14 protein-coding genes are annotated in these 16,012 nt (G+C 71.3%); all 14 read right to left on the bottom strand.

The window, feature by feature from the left end:
* Positions 1 to 102 precede the first annotated feature (102 nt).
* The gene (locus ACMXN5_RS08475; RefSeq protein WP_439674731.1) at positions 103 to 1,563 is read right to left on the bottom strand and encodes a glutamate synthase subunit beta; all 1,461 of its coding nucleotides are present in this window, start codon (positions 1,561 to 1,563) and stop codon (positions 103 to 105) included.
* The gene (gltB, locus tag ACMXN5_RS08480; protein WP_439674732.1) at positions 1,556 to 6,106 is read right to left on the bottom strand and encodes a glutamate synthase large subunit; all 4,551 of its coding nucleotides are present in this window, start codon (positions 6,104 to 6,106) and stop codon (positions 1,556 to 1,558) included. Before gltB ends, ACMXN5_RS08475 begins: the two co-directional genes overlap by 8 nt.
* A gap of 337 nt (positions 6,107 to 6,443) precedes the next feature.
* Positions 6,444 to 7,193, bottom strand: a complete 750-nt coding sequence (locus tag ACMXN5_RS08485) for a VIT1/CCC1 transporter family protein (RefSeq protein ID WP_439674733.1) — start codon at positions 7,191 to 7,193, stop codon at positions 6,444 to 6,446.
* Positions 7,194 to 7,322: 129 nt separating this feature from the next.
* Positions 7,323 to 8,405 carry a prolipoprotein diacylglyceryl transferase gene (gene lgt, locus ACMXN5_RS08490; protein ID WP_439674734.1) on the bottom strand — a complete coding sequence of 361 codons (1,083 nt, stop codon included), beginning with the start codon at positions 8,403 to 8,405 and terminating at the stop codon, positions 7,323 to 7,325.
* Between the two features lie 114 nt (positions 8,406 to 8,519).
* Positions 8,520 to 9,332 (bottom strand): DsbA family protein, encoded by an 813-nt coding sequence (locus ACMXN5_RS08495; protein ID WP_395788951.1) that lies wholly within the window; start codon positions 9,330 to 9,332, stop codon positions 8,520 to 8,522.
* Complete coding sequence (locus ACMXN5_RS08500) at positions 9,329 to 9,919, bottom strand: MauE/DoxX family redox-associated membrane protein (RefSeq protein ID WP_395788953.1); 591 nt, start codon at positions 9,917 to 9,919, stop codon at positions 9,329 to 9,331. Before ACMXN5_RS08500 ends, ACMXN5_RS08495 begins: the two co-directional genes overlap by 4 nt.
* A gap of 207 nt (positions 9,920 to 10,126) precedes the next feature.
* Positions 10,127 to 10,939, bottom strand: coding sequence for a DsbA family protein (locus ACMXN5_RS08505; RefSeq protein ID WP_439674735.1), 813 nt, complete (start codon positions 10,937 to 10,939; stop codon positions 10,127 to 10,129).
* Between the two features lie 139 nt (positions 10,940 to 11,078).
* Positions 11,079 to 11,894, bottom strand: coding sequence for a tryptophan synthase subunit alpha (gene trpA, locus ACMXN5_RS08510; protein ID WP_380030668.1), 816 nt, complete (start codon positions 11,892 to 11,894; stop codon positions 11,079 to 11,081).
* Entirely contained in the window at positions 11,891 to 13,111 is a 1,221-nt protein-coding gene (gene trpB / locus ACMXN5_RS08515) for a tryptophan synthase subunit beta (RefSeq protein WP_380011423.1), read from the bottom strand. The genes trpA and trpB overlap by 4 nt, the downstream gene beginning before the upstream one ends.
* 55 nt (positions 13,112 to 13,166) lie before the next feature.
* On the bottom strand, positions 13,167 to 13,298 hold the full coding sequence (gene trpM, locus ACMXN5_RS08520) for a tryptophan biosynthesis modulator TrpM (protein WP_380011470.1): 132 nt from the start codon (positions 13,296 to 13,298) through the stop codon (positions 13,167 to 13,169).
* A gap of 31 nt (positions 13,299 to 13,329) precedes the next feature.
* On the bottom strand, positions 13,330 to 14,139 hold the full coding sequence (gene trpC / locus ACMXN5_RS08525; protein WP_380011426.1) for an indole-3-glycerol phosphate synthase TrpC: 810 nt from the start codon (positions 14,137 to 14,139) through the stop codon (positions 13,330 to 13,332).
* A 176-nt stretch (positions 14,140 to 14,315) separates the two neighbouring features.
* Positions 14,316 to 14,741 carry a DUF2752 domain-containing protein gene (locus ACMXN5_RS08530; protein WP_439677974.1) on the bottom strand — a complete coding sequence of 142 codons (426 nt, stop codon included), beginning with the start codon at positions 14,739 to 14,741 and terminating at the stop codon, positions 14,316 to 14,318.
* Between the two features lie 34 nt (positions 14,742 to 14,775).
* Positions 14,776 to 15,084 carry a CD225/dispanin family protein gene (locus ACMXN5_RS08535; protein WP_439674736.1) on the bottom strand — a complete coding sequence of 103 codons (309 nt, stop codon included), beginning with the start codon at positions 15,082 to 15,084 and terminating at the stop codon, positions 14,776 to 14,778.
* A gap of 665 nt (positions 15,085 to 15,749) precedes the next feature.
* Complete coding sequence (locus ACMXN5_RS08540) at positions 15,750 to 15,959, bottom strand: HGxxPAAW family protein (RefSeq protein ID WP_078977628.1); 210 nt, start codon at positions 15,957 to 15,959, stop codon at positions 15,750 to 15,752.
* Positions 15,960 to 16,012: the final 53 nt, after the last annotated feature.

The following is a 16,012-nucleotide window of genomic DNA, read 5'->3' on the forward strand; positions in this document are numbered from 1 at the left end:
CGCTTTTCCGGCATGCGGAAAGGGCGCCGCAACGGCGGCGCCCTTTCGCGTTCACGCGACTTTCGTCACATATTCAATCCCGACCCGTGCGGTCGCACTCCGTCACACCGTGAGCGGTCGATCGGTCGGCCGGATCGGCGCCGGCAGGTTGGTCCCGCCGGTCAGCCAGCCGTCCACCGCTGCCGCGCACGAGCGGCCCTCGGCGATCGCCCAGACGATCAGCGACTGCCCGCGCCCGGCGTCGCCGGCCACGAACACGCCGTCCACGTTGGTCGCGAACGCCTCGTCGCGCGCCACGTTGCCGCGCTCGTCCAGGGCCAGGCCCAGCTGCTCGACCAGTCCATTGGAGCGGTCCGTCCCGGTGAAGCCCATCGCCAGGAAGACGAAGTCGGCCGGGATCTCCCGTTCGGTGCCGGGCACCGGTACGAAGCGGCCGTCCTCGAACACCACCTCGACCAGCTTGAGCGCCCTGACCCGCCCGTCCGCACCGCCCACGAACTCCTGCGTGTTGACGGCGTAGACGCGCTCGCCGCCCTCCTCGTGCGCGCTGGCCACCCGATAGGTCATCGGGTAGGTCGGCCACGGCTGCGCGGCGGGCCGCTCCTCCGAGGGCCGGGGCATGATCTCCAGCTGGGTGACCGAGGCCGCGCCCTGGCGGTGCGCGGTGCCCAGGCAGTCGGCGCCGGTGTCCCCGCCGCCGATGATCACCACGTGCTTCCCGGCGACGTCGATCGGCGAGGCGACGAGGTCGCCCTCCTGCACCTTGTTGGCGAACGGCAGGTATTCCATCGCCTGGTGCACGCCGCCGAACTCGCGTCCGGGGATCGGCAGGTCGCGCGCGGCGGTGGCGCCGGCCGCGATCACCACCGCGTCGTAGCGCCGGCGCAGCTTGGCCGCGTCCAGGTCGGTGCCGATCTGCATGCCGGTGTAGAACTTGGTGCCTTCCGCGCGCATCTGTTCGATGCGCCGGTTGATGTGCCGCTTCTCCATCTTGAATTCGGGGATGCCGTAGCGCAGCAGTCCGCCGATCCGGTCGGCCCGCTCGTAGACGGCCACGGTGTGCCCGGCCCGGGTGAGCTGCTGGGCGACGGCGAGGCCGGCGGGGCCGGAGCCGATCACCGCGACGGTCTTGCCGGAGAGCCGGTCGGGCGGCTGCGGGGCGACGTTGTTGTCGTCCCATGCCCGGTCGATGATCGAGACCTCGACGTTCTTGATGGTGACCGGCGGCTGGTTGATGCCGAGCACGCACGCGGCCTCGCACGGCGCGGGGCACAACCGCCCGGTGAACTCCGGGAAGTTGTTGGTGGCGTGCAGGCGTTCGCTCGCGGTCTGCCAGTCGTCGCGCCAGACCAGGTCGTTCCACTCGGGGATGATGTTCCCCAGCGGGCAGCCGTTGTGGCAGAACGGGATGCCGCAGTCCATGCAGCGGCCGGCCTGTTCGGTGATGATCGGGAGCAGTGTGCGCTCCTCGTACACCTCCTTCCAGTCCCGGATGCGCACGTCGACGGGGCGCCGCGTGCCGAGCTGTTGGGGCGTGGTCAAAAAGCCCTTCGGGTCAGCCATGAACCGCCTCCATCATCTTCTGGACGATCTCGGTCTCGGGGAGACCGGCTCGCTCGGCGGCGTCCTTGGCGGCGAGCACTGCCTTGTAGTCCCTGGGCAGGATCTTGGTGAAGCGCCGGGAGGCGGCGTCCCAGTCGGAGAGCAGGGCTTCGGCGACGGCCGAGCCGGTCTCCTCGTGGTGCCGGCGCACAACGTCGTGCAGTTCGGCGCGGTCGGCGGCGTCGAGGTCTTCGACGCCCACGAGTTCGGTGTTGATGTTGTTCGGGTCGGCGTCGAGGAGATAGGCGATGCCGCCCGACATGCCGGCCGCGAAGTTGCGGCCGGTGCGGCCGAGGACGACGGCGCGGCCGCCGGTCATGTATTCGCAGCCGTGGTCGCCGACGCCCTCGACGACTGCGGTGGCGCCGGAGTTGCGTACGCAGAAGCGTTCGCCGACGACGCCGCGCAGGTAGATCTCGCCGCCGGTGGCGCCGTAGCCGATCACGTTGCCGGCGATGATGTTGTCCTCGGCGGCGAAGGTCGCGGCGCGGTGGGGGCGGACGATGATCCGGCCTCCGGACAGGCCCTTGCCGACGTAGTCGTTGCCGTCGCCTTCGAGCCGCAGGGTGATGCCCTTGGGCACGAACGCGCCGAACGACTGGCCGGCGGAGCCGGTGAGCGTGATGTCGATGGTGTCGTCGGGCAGTCCGGCGCCGCGGTAGCGCTTGGTGACCTGGTGGCCGAGCATCGTGCCGACGGTGCGGTTGGTGTTTTGCACCGGCAGGTTGATGACGACCTTCTCGCCGCGTTCCAGCGCGTCGGCGCTGAGCTGGATGAGCTGGTTGTCCAGCGCCTTGGCCAGCCCGTGGTCCTGGGAGCCGGTGCGGTGCAGTGCGGCGCCTTCGGGGAGGGCGGGCACGTGGAACAGGGGCGTGAGGTCGAGCCCTTCGGCCTTCCAGTGTTCGATCGCCGCGGCGGTGTCGAGGAGTTCGGCGTGGCCGACGGCCTCTTCCAGGGTGCGGAAGCCGAGTTGGGCGAGCAGTTCGCGGACTTCCTCGGCGATGAACTCGAAGAAGTTGACCACGTGGTCGGCCTGGCCGTTGTACCGCTCGCGCAGCACGGGGTTTTGCGTGGCGACGCCGACGGGGCAGGTGTCGAGGTGGCACACGCGCATCATCACGCAGCCGGAGACCACGAGCGGCGCGGTGGCGAAGCCGTATTCCTCGGCGCCGAGCAGTGCCGCGACGAGCACGTCGCGCCCGGTCTTGAGCTGGCCGTCGGTCTGCACGACGATGCGGTCGCGCAGGCCGTTGAGCAGCAGCGTCTGCTGGGTCTCGGCGAGGCCGAGTTCCCACGGGCCGCCCGCGTGCTTGAGCGAGGTGAGCGGCGAGGCGCCGGTGCCGCCGTCGTGCCCGGAGATGAGCACGACGTCGGCGTGCGCCTTGGACACGCCCGCCGCGACCGTGCCGACGCCGACCTCGGCGACGAGCTTGACGTGCACTCGGGCCGCGGGGTTGGCGTTCTTGAGGTCGTGGATGAGTTGGGCGAGGTCTTCGATGGAGTAGATGTCGTGGTGCGGCGGCGGGGAGATGAGGCCGACGCCGGGGGTGGAGTGCCGGGTGCGGGCGACCCACGGGTACACCTTGTGCCCGGGGAGTTGGCCGCCTTCGCCGGGCTTGGCGCCCTGGGCCATCTTGATCTGGATGTCGTCGGCGTTGACCAGGTATTCGCTGGTGACGCCGAAGCGTCCGGAGGCGACCTGCTTGATCGCCGAGCGCCGCTCGGGGTCGTGGAGCCGCTCGGGGTCCTCGCCGCCTTCGCCGGTGTTGGACTTGCCGCCGAGCCGGTTCATCGCGATGGCGAGTGTCTGGTGCGCCTCCATCGAGATGGAGCCGTAGGACATCGCGCCGGTGGAGAACCTCTTGACGATCTCGGAGACGGGTTCGACCTCGTCGATCGGGACGGGCTCGCGCACGCCGTCGCGGAAGCCGAACAGGCCGCGCAGCGTCATCAGGCGCTTGGACTGCTCGTCCACGCGCGCGGTGTACTTCTTGAAGATGTCGTAGCGGCGGGTGCGGGTGGAGTGTTGGAGCCGGAAGACGGTCTCCGGGTCGAACAGGTGCGGTTCACCCTCGCGGCGCCACTGGTACTCGCCGCCTATCTCCAGCCGGCGGTGCGAGGGCGCGATGCCGGTGGGCGGGTAGGCCTTGGCGTGCCGGCGGGCGACTTCCTCGGCGACGATGTCGAGGCCGATGCCGCCGAGCTTGCTGGTGGTGCCGGTGAAGTATTCGGCGACGAAGTCCTCGGCGAGGCCGATGGCTTCGAACACCTGGGCGCCGCGGTAGGAGGCGACGGTGGAGATGCCCATCTTGGACATCACCTTGAGCACGCCCTTGCCGAGCGCCTTGATCAGGTTGCGGATCGCCTGTTCGGGGGCGATGTCGCTGAGGAAGACGCCCTCGCGGACCAGGTCCTCGACGGATTCCATGGCCAGGTAGGGGTTGACGGCGGCCGCGCCGTAGCCGATGAGCAGCGCGACGTGGTGCACCTCGCGGACGTCGCCGGCTTCGACGATCAGTCCGACCCGGGTCCGGGTCTTGGTCCGGATCAGGTGGTGGTGGACGGCGGAGGTGAGCAGCAGCGAGGGGATCGGCGCGTGTTCGGCGTCGGAGTGGCGGTCGGACAGCACCACGATGCGGGCGCCGTCGGCGATCGCGCGGGTGGCCTCGGCGCGGATCTCCTCGAGCCGCTTGGCCAGCGCGGCGCCGCCGCCGTCGACGGGGTAGAGCCCGGAGATGGTGACGGCCTTGAGGCCGGGCTGGTCGCCGTCGAGGTTGATGTGGATGAGCTTGGCGAGTTCGTCGTTGTCCAGCACCGGGAAGGGCAGGACGACGTTGCGGCAGTCGGCGGGCTGGGCGTCGAGGAGGTTGCCCTCGGGGCCGACGAAGCTGCCGAGCGCGGTGACCAGTTCTTCCCGGATCGCGTCCAGCGGCGGGTTGGTGACCTGGGCGAAGAGCTGCACGAAGTAGTCGAACAGCAGCCGGGGCTTGGCGGAGAGCGCGGCGATGGGGCTGTCGGTGCCCATCGAGCCGAGGGGTTCGCCGCCGGCGCGGGCCATCGGCGCGAGGATGACGCGGAGTTCTTCCTCGGTGTAGCCGAAGGTCTGCTGGCGGCGCGAGACGGAGGCGTGCGTGTGCACGACGTGTTCGCGCTCGGGCAGGTCCTCCAGGTTGATCAGGCCGCCGTGCAGCCATTCCTGGTAGGGGTGTTCGGCGGCGAGCGCGGTCTTGATCTCGTCGTCCTCGACGATCCGCCGGGCCTCGGTGTCGACCAGGAACATCCGGCCGGGCTGGAGGCGGCCCTTGCGCACGATCCGGGCGGGGTCGATGTCCAGGACGCCGACCTCGGAGGAGAGCACGACCAGGCCGTCGTCGGTGACCCAGTAGCGCGAGGGCCGCAGGCCGTTGCGGTCCAGGACGGCGCCGATGAGGCTGCCGTCGGTGAAGGTGACGCAGGCGGGGCCGTCCCACGGCTCCATCACGGTGGCGTGGAACTTGTAGAAGGCGCGCCGGGCGTCGTCCATCGTGGCGTGGTTCTCCCACGCCTCGGGGATCATCATCAGCACGGCGTGCGGCAGCGGCCGGCCGCCGAGGTGGAGCAGTTCCAGGACCTCGTCGAAGGACGCCGAGTCGGATGCCTCGGGCGTGCAGATCGGGTACAGCCGGCTGAGGTCGCCGGGGATGAGGTCGGTGGCGAGCATGGACTCGCGCGCGGCCATCCAGTTGCGGTTGCCCTTGACCGTGTTGATCTCGCCGTTGTGCGCGATGAAGCGGTACGGGTGGGCGAGCGGCCAGGCCGGGAAGGTGTTGGTGGAGAACCGCGAGTGCACGAGGCCGATCGCGGACGCCAGGCGCCGGTCCGACAGGTCGGGGAAGAACGGCTCCAGCTGTCCCGTGGTGAGCATGCCCTTGTAGACCAGGGTGCGCGCGGACAGCGAGGCGAAGTAGACCTCGACCTCCCGCTCGGCGCGCTTGCGCAGCGCGAAGGCGAGCCGGTCGAGGGCGATCCCGGTGACGGTGTCGTCGACGCCGGCGACGAACAGTTGGGCGAAGCGCGGCATCGTGGCGCGGGCGCCGTTGCCGACGAGGCCGGGCGTGGTGGGCACCTCGCGCCAGCCGAGCACGCGCAGGTTCTCCTCGGCGGCGATGCGCTCGATGGAGGACTTGGCGCGGCCCGCGTGCACGTCGTCGTCGGGCAGGAAGGCGATGCCGACCGCGTAGCCGCCGGCGGCGGGCAGCTCGAAGCCGGCCGTCTCGCGCAGGAAGGCGTCGGGGACCTGGATCAGGATGCCCGCGCCGTCGCCGGTGTCGGGCTCGGCGCCGGTGGCGCCGCGGTGTTCCATGTTGCGCAGGACGGTCAGCGCCTGGTCGACGATGTCGTGGCTGGGCTCGCCGGTGAGCGTGGCCACGAATCCGACACCGCAGGCGTCGTGCTCGTTGCGGGGGTCGTACAACCCCTGGGCCGCGGGAATCGCGGAGAAGAGGGGGCCCGAGGATGTGGGCATGGCAGGAGGCATGGGCGCTCCCGTCGTCGTCGTGGCGTGTGGTGCGCAACAGGGACGACGTTGGCCCTCTGCGATTTCGTGCAGGTTACACGATCAGTACGTCTATCCGGAACCCGGGACAAACCCGTCTCACCATGCGGTCACCAGGGTGATTCGGCCCGGCCCTCGAGCGCTGCGCCGCGCCGGTCGCCTTGGTATATCGGGTGGCTCATTCCCGACCATCCGGGCGACGAAACCGCACGTCTCGGACCGGTATGGCGGTTGGTTTCCGGGTGGGGTCGCCGAGCTACGCGCAGGTTACGGACGCCTCACGCCGCGTTCACGTCGTGGGCACCTCTCATACCTGGCGGCCGATCAGCAGGCCGAGCAGATAGGTCAGTCCGCCCGCCGCCGCGCCCAGCACCAACTGGCGGGTTCCGCCGAACCACCACGGCCGGGCGGTGACCCGGGAGACCACGGCGCCGGCGCCGAACAGGCCGAGGGCGGTCAGGATCAGCGCGGGCGCGAGGGTGGTCGCCCCGAGTAGGTACGGCAGCAGCGGAAGCAGCGCGCCGATGGCGAAGAAGGCGAACGAGGAGCCGGCCGCCAGCCATGGCGACGGCAGGTCGTGCGGGTCGACGCCCAGTTCCTCGCGGGCGTGGATCTCCAGGGCCAGCTCGGGGTCGCGGGACAGCTGCCGGGCCACCTCGACGGCCAGGTCCTCGTCCAGGCCGCGGGCGATGTACAGCTCGGCCAGCTCGCGCTGTTCGGCCTCGGGGCTGCGGCACAGTTCGCGGCGTTCGACCTCGACCTCGGCGCGGGCCAGTTCGGCCTGCGAGGCGACCGAGGTGTACTCCCCCGCCGCCATCGAGAAGGCGCCGCCGGCCAGGCCGGCAAGGCCGGTGACCACGACGGTCCTGGGGGTCGCGTCGCTGCCGACGATGCCGGAGATGAGCGCGAAGTTGGAGACCAGTCCGTCCATCGCGCCGAACACGGCCGGGCGCAGCCAGCCGCCGCCGATGTCGCGGTGGGTGTGGTCGATGCCGTCCTGGTGTCCGAGCTCCGGGGCGGGGTCGGGCGCCTCGGCGGCTATGTCGCTGGTCTTCACGGTTCGTTCGGCCCTCTCGTCACGCTGGGGCCACGACGCTACCGTTTCGCCGCCGGGTGCCGCCGGCCAGGAAAGGCTGTCCGAACCCGCAGGTGGGCGCGGGTTCGGACGGCCTTCGGCGTGGGTCGGTCAGCCCTTGTCGGCGGCCTTGCGCGGGCCGGAGCCGGCGTGCTCCCCGGCGTCGTCCGGGCCGGGCTCGGCGTCGCTCGCCGCCGCGTCCGGCTCCGCGTCGGCGTCGACGGGTCGGTCGGACTTCCCGAGGTCGACGGCGGCCTTCGTCGCGTCCGGGTCGCTCTGCTCCGCGTCCGCGTCGACCGCCTTCGTGTCCGTGTCCGCGTCCGCGTCCGTCCCGACCGTGTCCGCGTCGTCCCCGCGCTCGGGGTCGTGTCCGCGCAGCGTCTCCGGGGCCTCGCGGCCGGGGTGCTTGCGGGCGGAGACCCAGATGTAGACGAGGGCGCCGGCGAAGACGAGGATCGCCGTCCAGTTGTTCAGCCGCATGCCGAGCACGTGTTCGGCGTCGTCGACGCGCATGTATTCGATCCAGAACCGGCCCACCGTGTAGCCCGCGACGTAGAGCGCAAACGCCCGGCCGTGGCCCAGCTTGAAGCGGCGGTCGGCCCAGATCACCAGCGCGGCGACGCCGATGCACCACAACGACTCGTACAGGAACGTCGGGTGGAAGGTGCCGTTCTGGCCGGGGTCGATCACGTTGTGGTCGCCGTCGATCTTCACCGCCCACGGCACGTCGCTCTCGCGGCCGTAGAGCTCCTGGTTGAACCAGTTGCCCCAGCGGCCCACCGCCTGGGCGAGCACGATGCCCGGGGCGAGCGCGTCGGCCAGCGCGGGCAGCGGGATGCCCCGGCGCCGGCAGCCGATCCAGGCGCCCACCGCGCCGAGCGCGATCGCCCCCCAGATGCCGAGGCCGCCCTTCCAGACGGCGAACGCCTGCATGGGGTCGCCGCCGTCGCCGAAGTACGGCTCCGGCGTGGTGACGACGTGGTAGAGGCGGCCTCCGACGAGGCCGAAGGGCACCATCCACACGGCGATGTCGCCGACCGTGCCGGCGCGACCGCCGCGGGCGACCCAGCGGCGCTCGCCGAGCCAGATCGCGAGGACGACACCGAGGATGATGCACAGCGCGTAGCCGCGCAGCGGGATCGGACCGAGGTCGATCTGTCCGCGCGAGGGGCTGGGAATGAATGCGAGGTCCATGGCGGGTACGACGCTACCGGGTGCGGGGGCGAACGTGTGCTGGCGGGCACGCGCGAACGGGCGCGATCCCGGGGATTTCGGGGTCGCGCCCGCTGCTGCGGCGACGGACGGTGACTACTTGATCGCCGCCAGGATCTGCGCGCGCACCTCGTCGGGCGTGGCCAGGCCGCGGCCCTTGACGATCAGGTCGATGGTCTTGCCGTTGATGCCAGCGGTCGGGGTGCCGGTGACGGGGGTGTCACCGATCTTGGCGTGCTGGAACGCGTCCTCGACCTGGTTCACCCACCCGGCGTGGCTCAGGTCGTTCACGCACTGGTCGAAGGCCGGCGAGCGCAGGCCGTCGACCTTGCTCGCGAGGTCGAGCAGATAGGAGCGGTTGCCGAACTTGTCGTTCAACTCGTCCGGCTGGTTCGCGTAGAGGGTGTCGTGGTACGGCGCGAACTTGCCCGCGGTCTGCGCGCACCCGGCCGCGTTGGCCGCGTACTTGGAGCCGTTGCCGCCGAGCTTGCCGTCCAGGAACGAGGCGATGTGGTAGTCGATCTTGATCGTGCCGGCGTCGGCCATCTGCCGCAGGGTGGGGCCGAGCGCCTTCTCCACCTCGTGGCAGATCGGACAGCGGAAGTCCTCGTACATGATCAGCGAGGGGGCGTTGGGGTTGCTGCCGACCGGGATGCCCAGGCCGTCCGCGGACAGGTTGGGCGGGGCGCTCGCGGGCTTGGCGAGCGCGTCCTTCCAGGGCCCCTTCTTCTTGTTGGTCTTGGACGTGCCGACGACCACGCCGATGATGGCGACGACCGCGAGGACGGCCACGACGGCGCCGGCGATGATCAGCATCCGCTTGCGCTTGTCGGCCGCCTCCTGGCGGGCGCGCTCCTGGGCCATCCGCTCGCGCGCGGTGCGCTTGCCTGCCGAATTCTTCGAGCTCACGTGATCTCAGGGCCTTTCAGTTCCCGGGTTCCGGGGTTCCGGTTCGCGTCCCCGCGGTGCTCGTCCGCCACCGTGTGCGCCTCGTCCTCGTCGGCGTCCTCGTCGTCCTCGTCCTCGAAGTCCTCGTCGTAGGGCGGTTCCTCCGGGAACAGCCAGGCGTCGGCGGACAGCCGAGTGCGGGGGAAGACGATCAGCCAGATCGCGAGCAGCAGGAAGCCGCAGTCCCGCAGGATCTCCTCGAGATACGCGGTCTTGTCCGGCTCGACCGGACCGCCGCCGCCGAAGCAGCCGCAGTCGATCGCCAGGCCGCGCGCCCACGCCTGGGCGATGCCCGCGATGAACACGAGCAGGAGCAGCGCGGACAGTGACGCGACGAGCCGGGTGCCCAGGCCGAACACCAGGAGCAGGGCCAGGCCCAGTTCCAGGTAGGGCAGGGCGTAGCCGACGGGGTCGACCAGGCCGTCGGGCAGCACGTCGTAGCCGCGGACCGCGTAGGCGGCCTGGTCGGGGTCGAGTGCCTTCTCCCAGCCGGCGTATGCCCAGACGAAGGCCAGGCCGAGCCGGGCGGCGAGGCCGATCCACGGCACGTATGGCCGCAGACCCGCGAGCGGGCCCGCCCCTCTCGCTCCGGTCGGGCCTGCCGCTCTCGCCCCGGTCGGGCCGGCCGTCGCGCTCATCGCTCGGCCGCCGGCTCGATCGTCTTGCTTCCCACGGTCTGACCTCCGTCACGACGGGTGAGGTTCAGGGACGGCCGGTCCACTGGTCCCCCGCACCCGGACCGGCACATGTCCTGTCTAACCGGCCGAAGGCGCCTGAGGTTCCTGTCCGAGCGCCGCCTTACCACTCCCGGGGTTCCCCAGGCGTTGGTCGAGCAGTTCACGAAGGTTGTCGGGCGAACGCATGGCCGAGTTCCCGGAGTCCAGAATTTTTCCGTCGACGGCGATCGCGGGCGTGGCGGAGACGCCGGAGCTTTCGAACGTGCTCTCGGAGGCGCTCACCCAGGCGGCGTTGGCGTCGGTGTTCACGCATGCGTCGAAGGTCTCGCCGCGCAGGCCCTGGACCTGGCCGGCCAGGTCCAGGAGGCGGCCGGCGGTGTAGCCGTCCTCGGATTCGTCGGGCTGGTTCTTGAACAGCACGGCGTGGTACGCGGCGAACTTGCCGGTGTCGACCGAGCAGCGCGCGGCGTTGGCGGCCTTGACCGATCCGGTGCCGCCGAGCTTGCCGTCCAGGAAGGACGCGATGTGGTAGTCGACCTTGATCTTCCCGGCCTGGACGTAGTCGGCGAGCAGCGGGCCGAAGTTGGCCTCGAAGCGCTTGCAGAACGGGCAGCGGAAGTCCTCGTACACGGTGACGGTGACCGGGGCCGCGTCGCCGCCGACGCGGATGGTGCCGTCGGCCCGCACGGCGGCGGGCAGGCTCGCGAGGTCGACGTCGCGGATGGCCGCCTTGGCGCCGGTCGGCTGTGCCGCGGGGCCGGAGTCGTCGCTCTTGCTCTCGTTGCCCGTGGTGAGCACGACGCCCAGGACGGCGGCCAGCACCGCGACCACGAACACGCCGACGACGGCGAGGATGACGGGCGTTCGGTTGGTCCTGGTCTTGGCGCTCAACGCGGGTTCCTCCGATGGGGGTTGGGGTGGGATGGCACGCGGCATGCCGACGGCCGCCGCTGGAGTGCTGCGGCGGCCGTCGGTCAGCCGGTGCTCATTTTGTTGGGTTTTTACACGGGATGAGAGCTTCGGGGGCGGGTCAGCGCTTGCGGACGCCCTCGGCGAGTTCGCCGGCCAGGGCGCGGACGGCGTCCAGGCCGGCCTGTTCGTTCGGCGCGTCCAGGAGGGCGCGGACGAACGCGGAGCCGACGATGACGCCGTCGGCGTAGCCGGCCACCTCGGCCGCCTGGGCGGCGGTGGAGACGCCCAGGCCCACGCACACCGGCAGATCGGTGGTGGCGCGGGTGCGCGCGACCAGGTCGCCCGCGAGTGTGCTCACCGAGGCGCGGGCGCCGGTGACGCCCATCACGGAGGCGGCGTAGACGAAGCCGCCGCAGTGTCGGGTGGTGTAGGCGATGCGCTCGTCCGATGAGGACAGCGCGACCAGGAAGATCCGGTCCAGCCGGTGGCGGTCGGTGGCGGCGATCCACTCGTGGGCCTCGTCCGGGATCAGGTCGGGGGTGATCACCCCGCTGCCGCCGGCCGCGGCCAACTCGCTCGCGAACCGCTCGACGCCGTAGCGCTCGATCGGGTTCCAGTAGGACATCACCAGCGTGGCGGCGCCGGTCTCGGCGACCGCGCGCACGTTGTCGATCACGTGGTGGGTGTTGGTGCCGTGCGCCAGCGCGTGTTCGACGGCGCGCTGGATGACGGGCCCGTCCATCTGCGGGTCGCTGTACGGCAGGCCGACCTCGATGATGTCGCAGCCGCCCTCGACCATCGCGCGCATCGCGGCGGCGGAGCCCTCGACGGAGGGGTAGCCCGCCGGGAGGTATCCGACCAGCGCGGCGCGGTTGTCCGCGCGGGCCGCGGCCAGCACCTCGGTGAGCCTGGTGGTGGTGCCGGTGCCGGTCACGACTGCTCCGCTTCCGCGTCGAGGAGATCGAAGTACTTGGCGGCGGTGTGCATGTCCTTGTCACCGCGCCCGGAGAGGTTGACCAGGATGGTCGCGTCGGGGCCGAGTTCGCGCCCGACCTCGATCGCGCCGGCGAGGGCGTGCGCCGATTCGATCGCCGGGATGATGCCCTCGGTGCGGCACAGCAGCCGGAACGCCTCCATCGCGGGGGCGTCGTCGATCGGCCGGTAGATCGCCCGGCCGGTCTGGTGCAGCCAGGCGTGCTCGGGCCCGACGGCCGGGTAGTCCAGGCCGGCCGAGATCGAGTGCGACTCCTGCGTCTGCCCGTACTCGTCCTGGAGCAGGTAGGTGCGCGCGCCGTGCAGTACGCCGATCGAGCCGCCGGTGATCGAGGCGGCGTGCCGTCCGGTCTCCACGCCGTCGCCGCCCGCCTCGAAGCCGTACAGCCGCACGCCCTCGTCGGGGATGAAGGCGTGGAAGGCGCCGATCGCGTTGGAGCCGCCGCCCACACACGCGCAGACCGCGTCGGGCAGCTTCCCGGTCAGGTCGAGCACCTGCTGCCGGGCCTCGACCGAGATCACCCGGACGAAGTCGCGGACCATGGCCGGGAAGGGGTGCGCGCCGGCCGCGGTGCCGAGCAGGTAGTGGGTGGTGTCGACGTTGGCGACCCAGTCGCGCAGCGCCTCGTTGATCGCGTCCTTGAGGGTGCGCGAGCCGATCGCGACCGGGATCACCTCGGCGCCGAGCACCCGCATCCGGGCCACGTTGAGCGCCTGGCGCTGGGTGTCGAGTTCACCCATGTAGACGACGCACTCGAGGCCGAGCAGCGCGCACGCGGTGGCGGTGGCCACGCCGTGCTGGCCGGCTCCGGTCTCGGCGATCACCCGGGTCTTGCCCATGCGCTTGGTCAGGATGGCCTGGCCGAGCACGTTGTTGATCTTGTGCGAGCCGGTGTGGTTGAGGTCCTCGCGCTTGAGGATGATCCGCGCGCCGCCGGCGTGCTCGGCGAAGCGGGGCGCCTCGGTGATGATGCTCGGGCGACCGGCGTAGTCGCGCAGCAGGCCGGTGAACTCGGCCTGGAACTGCGGGTCGTCCTTGGCCTTGTCGTAGGCGGCGGTCAGCTCGTCGAGGGCGGCGATCAGCGCCTCGGGCAGGAACCGCCCGCCGAAGACGCCGAAGTGGCCGGAGGGATCCGGCAGTTGGGCAGTGCTGGACATGCGGGGTCCTTGTCGGTGTGGCATGCCGTGGGACGGCACGTTGCTGACGGGTGGGTCAGGAAACGTGTCGGCGCCATCGGCTGCCCGGCACCTGGCCGGGCTCGCAGCCGATCACGTACCGCACGCGGCGGCCACGCACCCGGCGGGCGGGCGCGCGACAGCCGCGGGGCTTGCAGCCCCGGGCCAGTCGCGGGTCCATGCTCATCGTGCCCGCGCCCTCAGCCGCGCCCGTGCCGGATCGCCGGGTGGGCGCCGGCGGCGACCAGGTCGGCGACCGAGCTGCGCGGGTCGCGCCCGGTGACCAGCGACTCGCCGACCAGGACGGCGTCGGCGCCGTTGTTGGCGTAGGCGATCAGGTCGTGCGGGCCGCGCACGCCGGACTCGGCGATGCGCACGCAGGTGTCCGGGATCAGCGGGGCGATCCGGGCGAAGTTGTTGCGGTCCACCTCGAGGGTCTTGAGGTTGCGCGCGTTGACCCCGATCACGGTGGCGCCGGCGTCGAGCGCGCGGGCGGTCTCCTCCTCGTCGTGGACCTCCACGATGGTGGTGAGACCGATCGAGCGGGAGCGCTCGATCAACGAGATCAGCGCGTTCTGCTCCAGGGCCGCGACGATCAGCAGGGCGACGTCGGCGCCGTGCGCGCGGGCCTCCCACAGCTGATAGCTCGTCACCATGAAGTCCTTGCGCAGGACCGGGATGTCGACCGCGGCGCGAACCGCGTCGAGGTCGTCGAGCGAGCCGCCGAAGCGGCGCTGCTCGGTGAGCACGCTGATCACGGAGGCGCCGCCGGACTCGTAGTCGGCGGCGAGGCCCGCCGGGTCGGCGATCGCGGCGAGCGCGCCCTTGGAGGGGCTGGAGCGCTTGACCTCGGCGATGACGGCGATGCCGTCGCCGCGCAGGATGCTCTCCGCGTCGCGGGGCGCCGGCGCCTGGGCCGCGAGTTCCTTGATCTCGTCAAGGGATACGCGGGCCTGTCGTTCGGCGAGGTCGGCGTTGACGCCGTCGATGATCTCGTCGAGCACAGTCACGCCCTACATCCCCTCGTTCGTCCGGAGAACCTGCTCCCCCGGCCCTTCGATGGTATAGGCCGATTCGAACAGACCCGACACATCGCACCGCCGAAGAGGTGGGGGCAGCATACGGCGTCGCACGGTCGCCCCGTGCGCACGGTCCGGCTCGCGAAACCGCCGCCGATCACTGTGCGTCAGGGGGCGAGCCCGGCGCCGAACGGCAGGTCGCGAACGATCCAGAAGACCAGTACGACGGCCAGCAGCGCCCGCAACCACCGAGGATCGGCCAACGTGCGCCGCGGCTCGCCGCGCGCGGTACGCACCGCCCAGCGCAGCCACAACCACCCGATCAGCGGGAAGAGCGCGACCGCCAGCGCGTTGTAGCCCAGCGCCGCCGGCAGGTCGAGGTGGGTGAGCGCGTGCACACAGCGCAGCCCGCCGCAGCCGGGACAGGCCAGGCCGGTGATCACCAGGTAGGGGCAGGACGGGTAGTGGCCGCTCTCGCGCGGATCCACCAGGCCGACATAGGTGGTGGCGGCCGTGAGCACCGCCAGACTCGTGGCCGGAAGCCCCAGGTTGCGCAGCCGGAATCCGGTGGCCGGCGCGGGGCGGGCGGGCATGCTCACGGACTCATTGTGCCGTCGGCGGGCGCCGTCACAGGTCACCCAGCGTGTCTTTCCAACCCAGCAGGAAGACGCCGACCATCCAGGTGGTCCAGAAGATCACCCCGAGCAGAACGGTCCCGATCGTCCAGTTGCGCGCCCGCAGCGAGGCGAGCCGGGCCCCCGCCACGTCGCCGCGCTGCCACCGCTCGTTGACGCTGGTCGCCGCGAGCAGCGCCGAAACCCCGGCCAGAAAACAACAGAACACGGTCGCCACGACCGCCCAGGCGAGGTAGTTGTCCGGCGCCCCCGGCGGCGGCCCGGCAGGCGGCGGCGTGGTGGGCGGCCCATAAGGCGACACGGAATGCCCGAACGGCCGAGGCGGCGCGTTCCACTCCCGCGTCCGATCCCCATCACCGGGAGCCCCCGGGTAGCCGTACGCCACTTTCCCCCCTAGGCCGACAAGCCAACCCTAGAACAAGCCACCCACCACCACCCGAAAACCCACCCACCAACACGCAGGCCCAAGCCCACCCAGTCAGACCGGCACCCAACCCCAAGGCAACCCCGCCGACACGTGAGCCCAAGCAGCGCCAGAGCCCACCCAGCCCGGCCGGCGCCTGAGGCCACCCAGCCCACCCGGCACCCAAGCCCAAGCAACCCACCGGGCGCGGGAGCCCAAAAAGCCCGGCCGGCGCTTGAGGCCACCCAGCCCAGCCGGCACCCAAGCCCAAGCAACCCACCGGGCACTGGAGCCCAACTAGCCCGGCCGGCGCCTGAGGCCACCCAGCCCAGCCGGCACCCAAGCCCAAGCAACCCACCGGGCACTGGAGCCCAACTAGCCCGGCCGGCGCCTGAGGCCACCCAGCCCAGCCGGCACCCAAGCCCAAGCAACCCACCGGGCGCTGGAGCCCAAAAAGCCCGGCCGGCGCTTGAGGCCAAAGGCTCGCCGCACGGCCCGAGTGCGCTTGAGGCCAAAGGCCGCCGCCGCACGGCCCTGGTGCGCTCCAGGCCAAGACCGAGGCGTCAGCGCCGCGCGGGCGCAGCCCCAAGCCCACCCATCCGCATCCCCGCACCGGCGATACAACCGACCAACACCACCGCGGCCCCGACCCAGAAAAGCATCACGTTGGCCGCGATCATCGCGACACCCGAGACGGTGCAACCGATCAGCGCGAGTATGGTCACGGTCCAGGCCGCGGGGGTGCTGCCGTGGTTTCCGGCTTGCGACGACATCGATCGACTCCTTCGGCTTCACATCAAACTGCACACGCGTAAGCGCGCGGGTC

The sequence above is a fragment of the Embleya australiensis genome (assembly GCF_051903075.1).
Taxonomy (GTDB): Bacteria; Actinomycetota; Actinomycetes; order Streptomycetales; family Streptomycetaceae; genus Embleya.

What these genes read in the sequence shown, in the direction of transcription:
- lgt (WP_439674734.1), bottom strand. Translation starts at nt 8,405, where the DNA reads ATGGACCTCGCATTCATTCCCAGCCCCTCGCGCGGACAGATCGACCTC.
- trpB (WP_380011423.1), bottom strand. Translation starts at nt 13,111, where the DNA reads ATGTCCAGCACTGCCCAACTGCCGGATCCCTCCGGCCACTTCGGCGTC.
- ACMXN5_RS08540 (WP_078977628.1), bottom strand. Translation starts at nt 15,959, where the DNA reads ATGTCGTCGCAAGCCGGAAACCACGGCAGCACCCCCGCGGCCTGGACC.
- ACMXN5_RS08475 (WP_439674731.1), bottom strand. Translation starts at nt 1,563, where the DNA reads ATGGCTGACCCGAAGGGCTTTTTGACCACGCCCCAACAGCTCGGCACG.
- gltB (WP_439674732.1), bottom strand. Translation starts at nt 6,106, where the DNA reads ATGCCCACATCCTCGGGCCCCCTCTTCTCCGCGATTCCCGCGGCCCAG.
- ACMXN5_RS08530 (WP_439677974.1), bottom strand. Translation starts at nt 14,741, where the DNA reads ATGCCCGCCCGCCCCGCGCCGGCCACCGGATTCCGGCTGCGCAACCTG.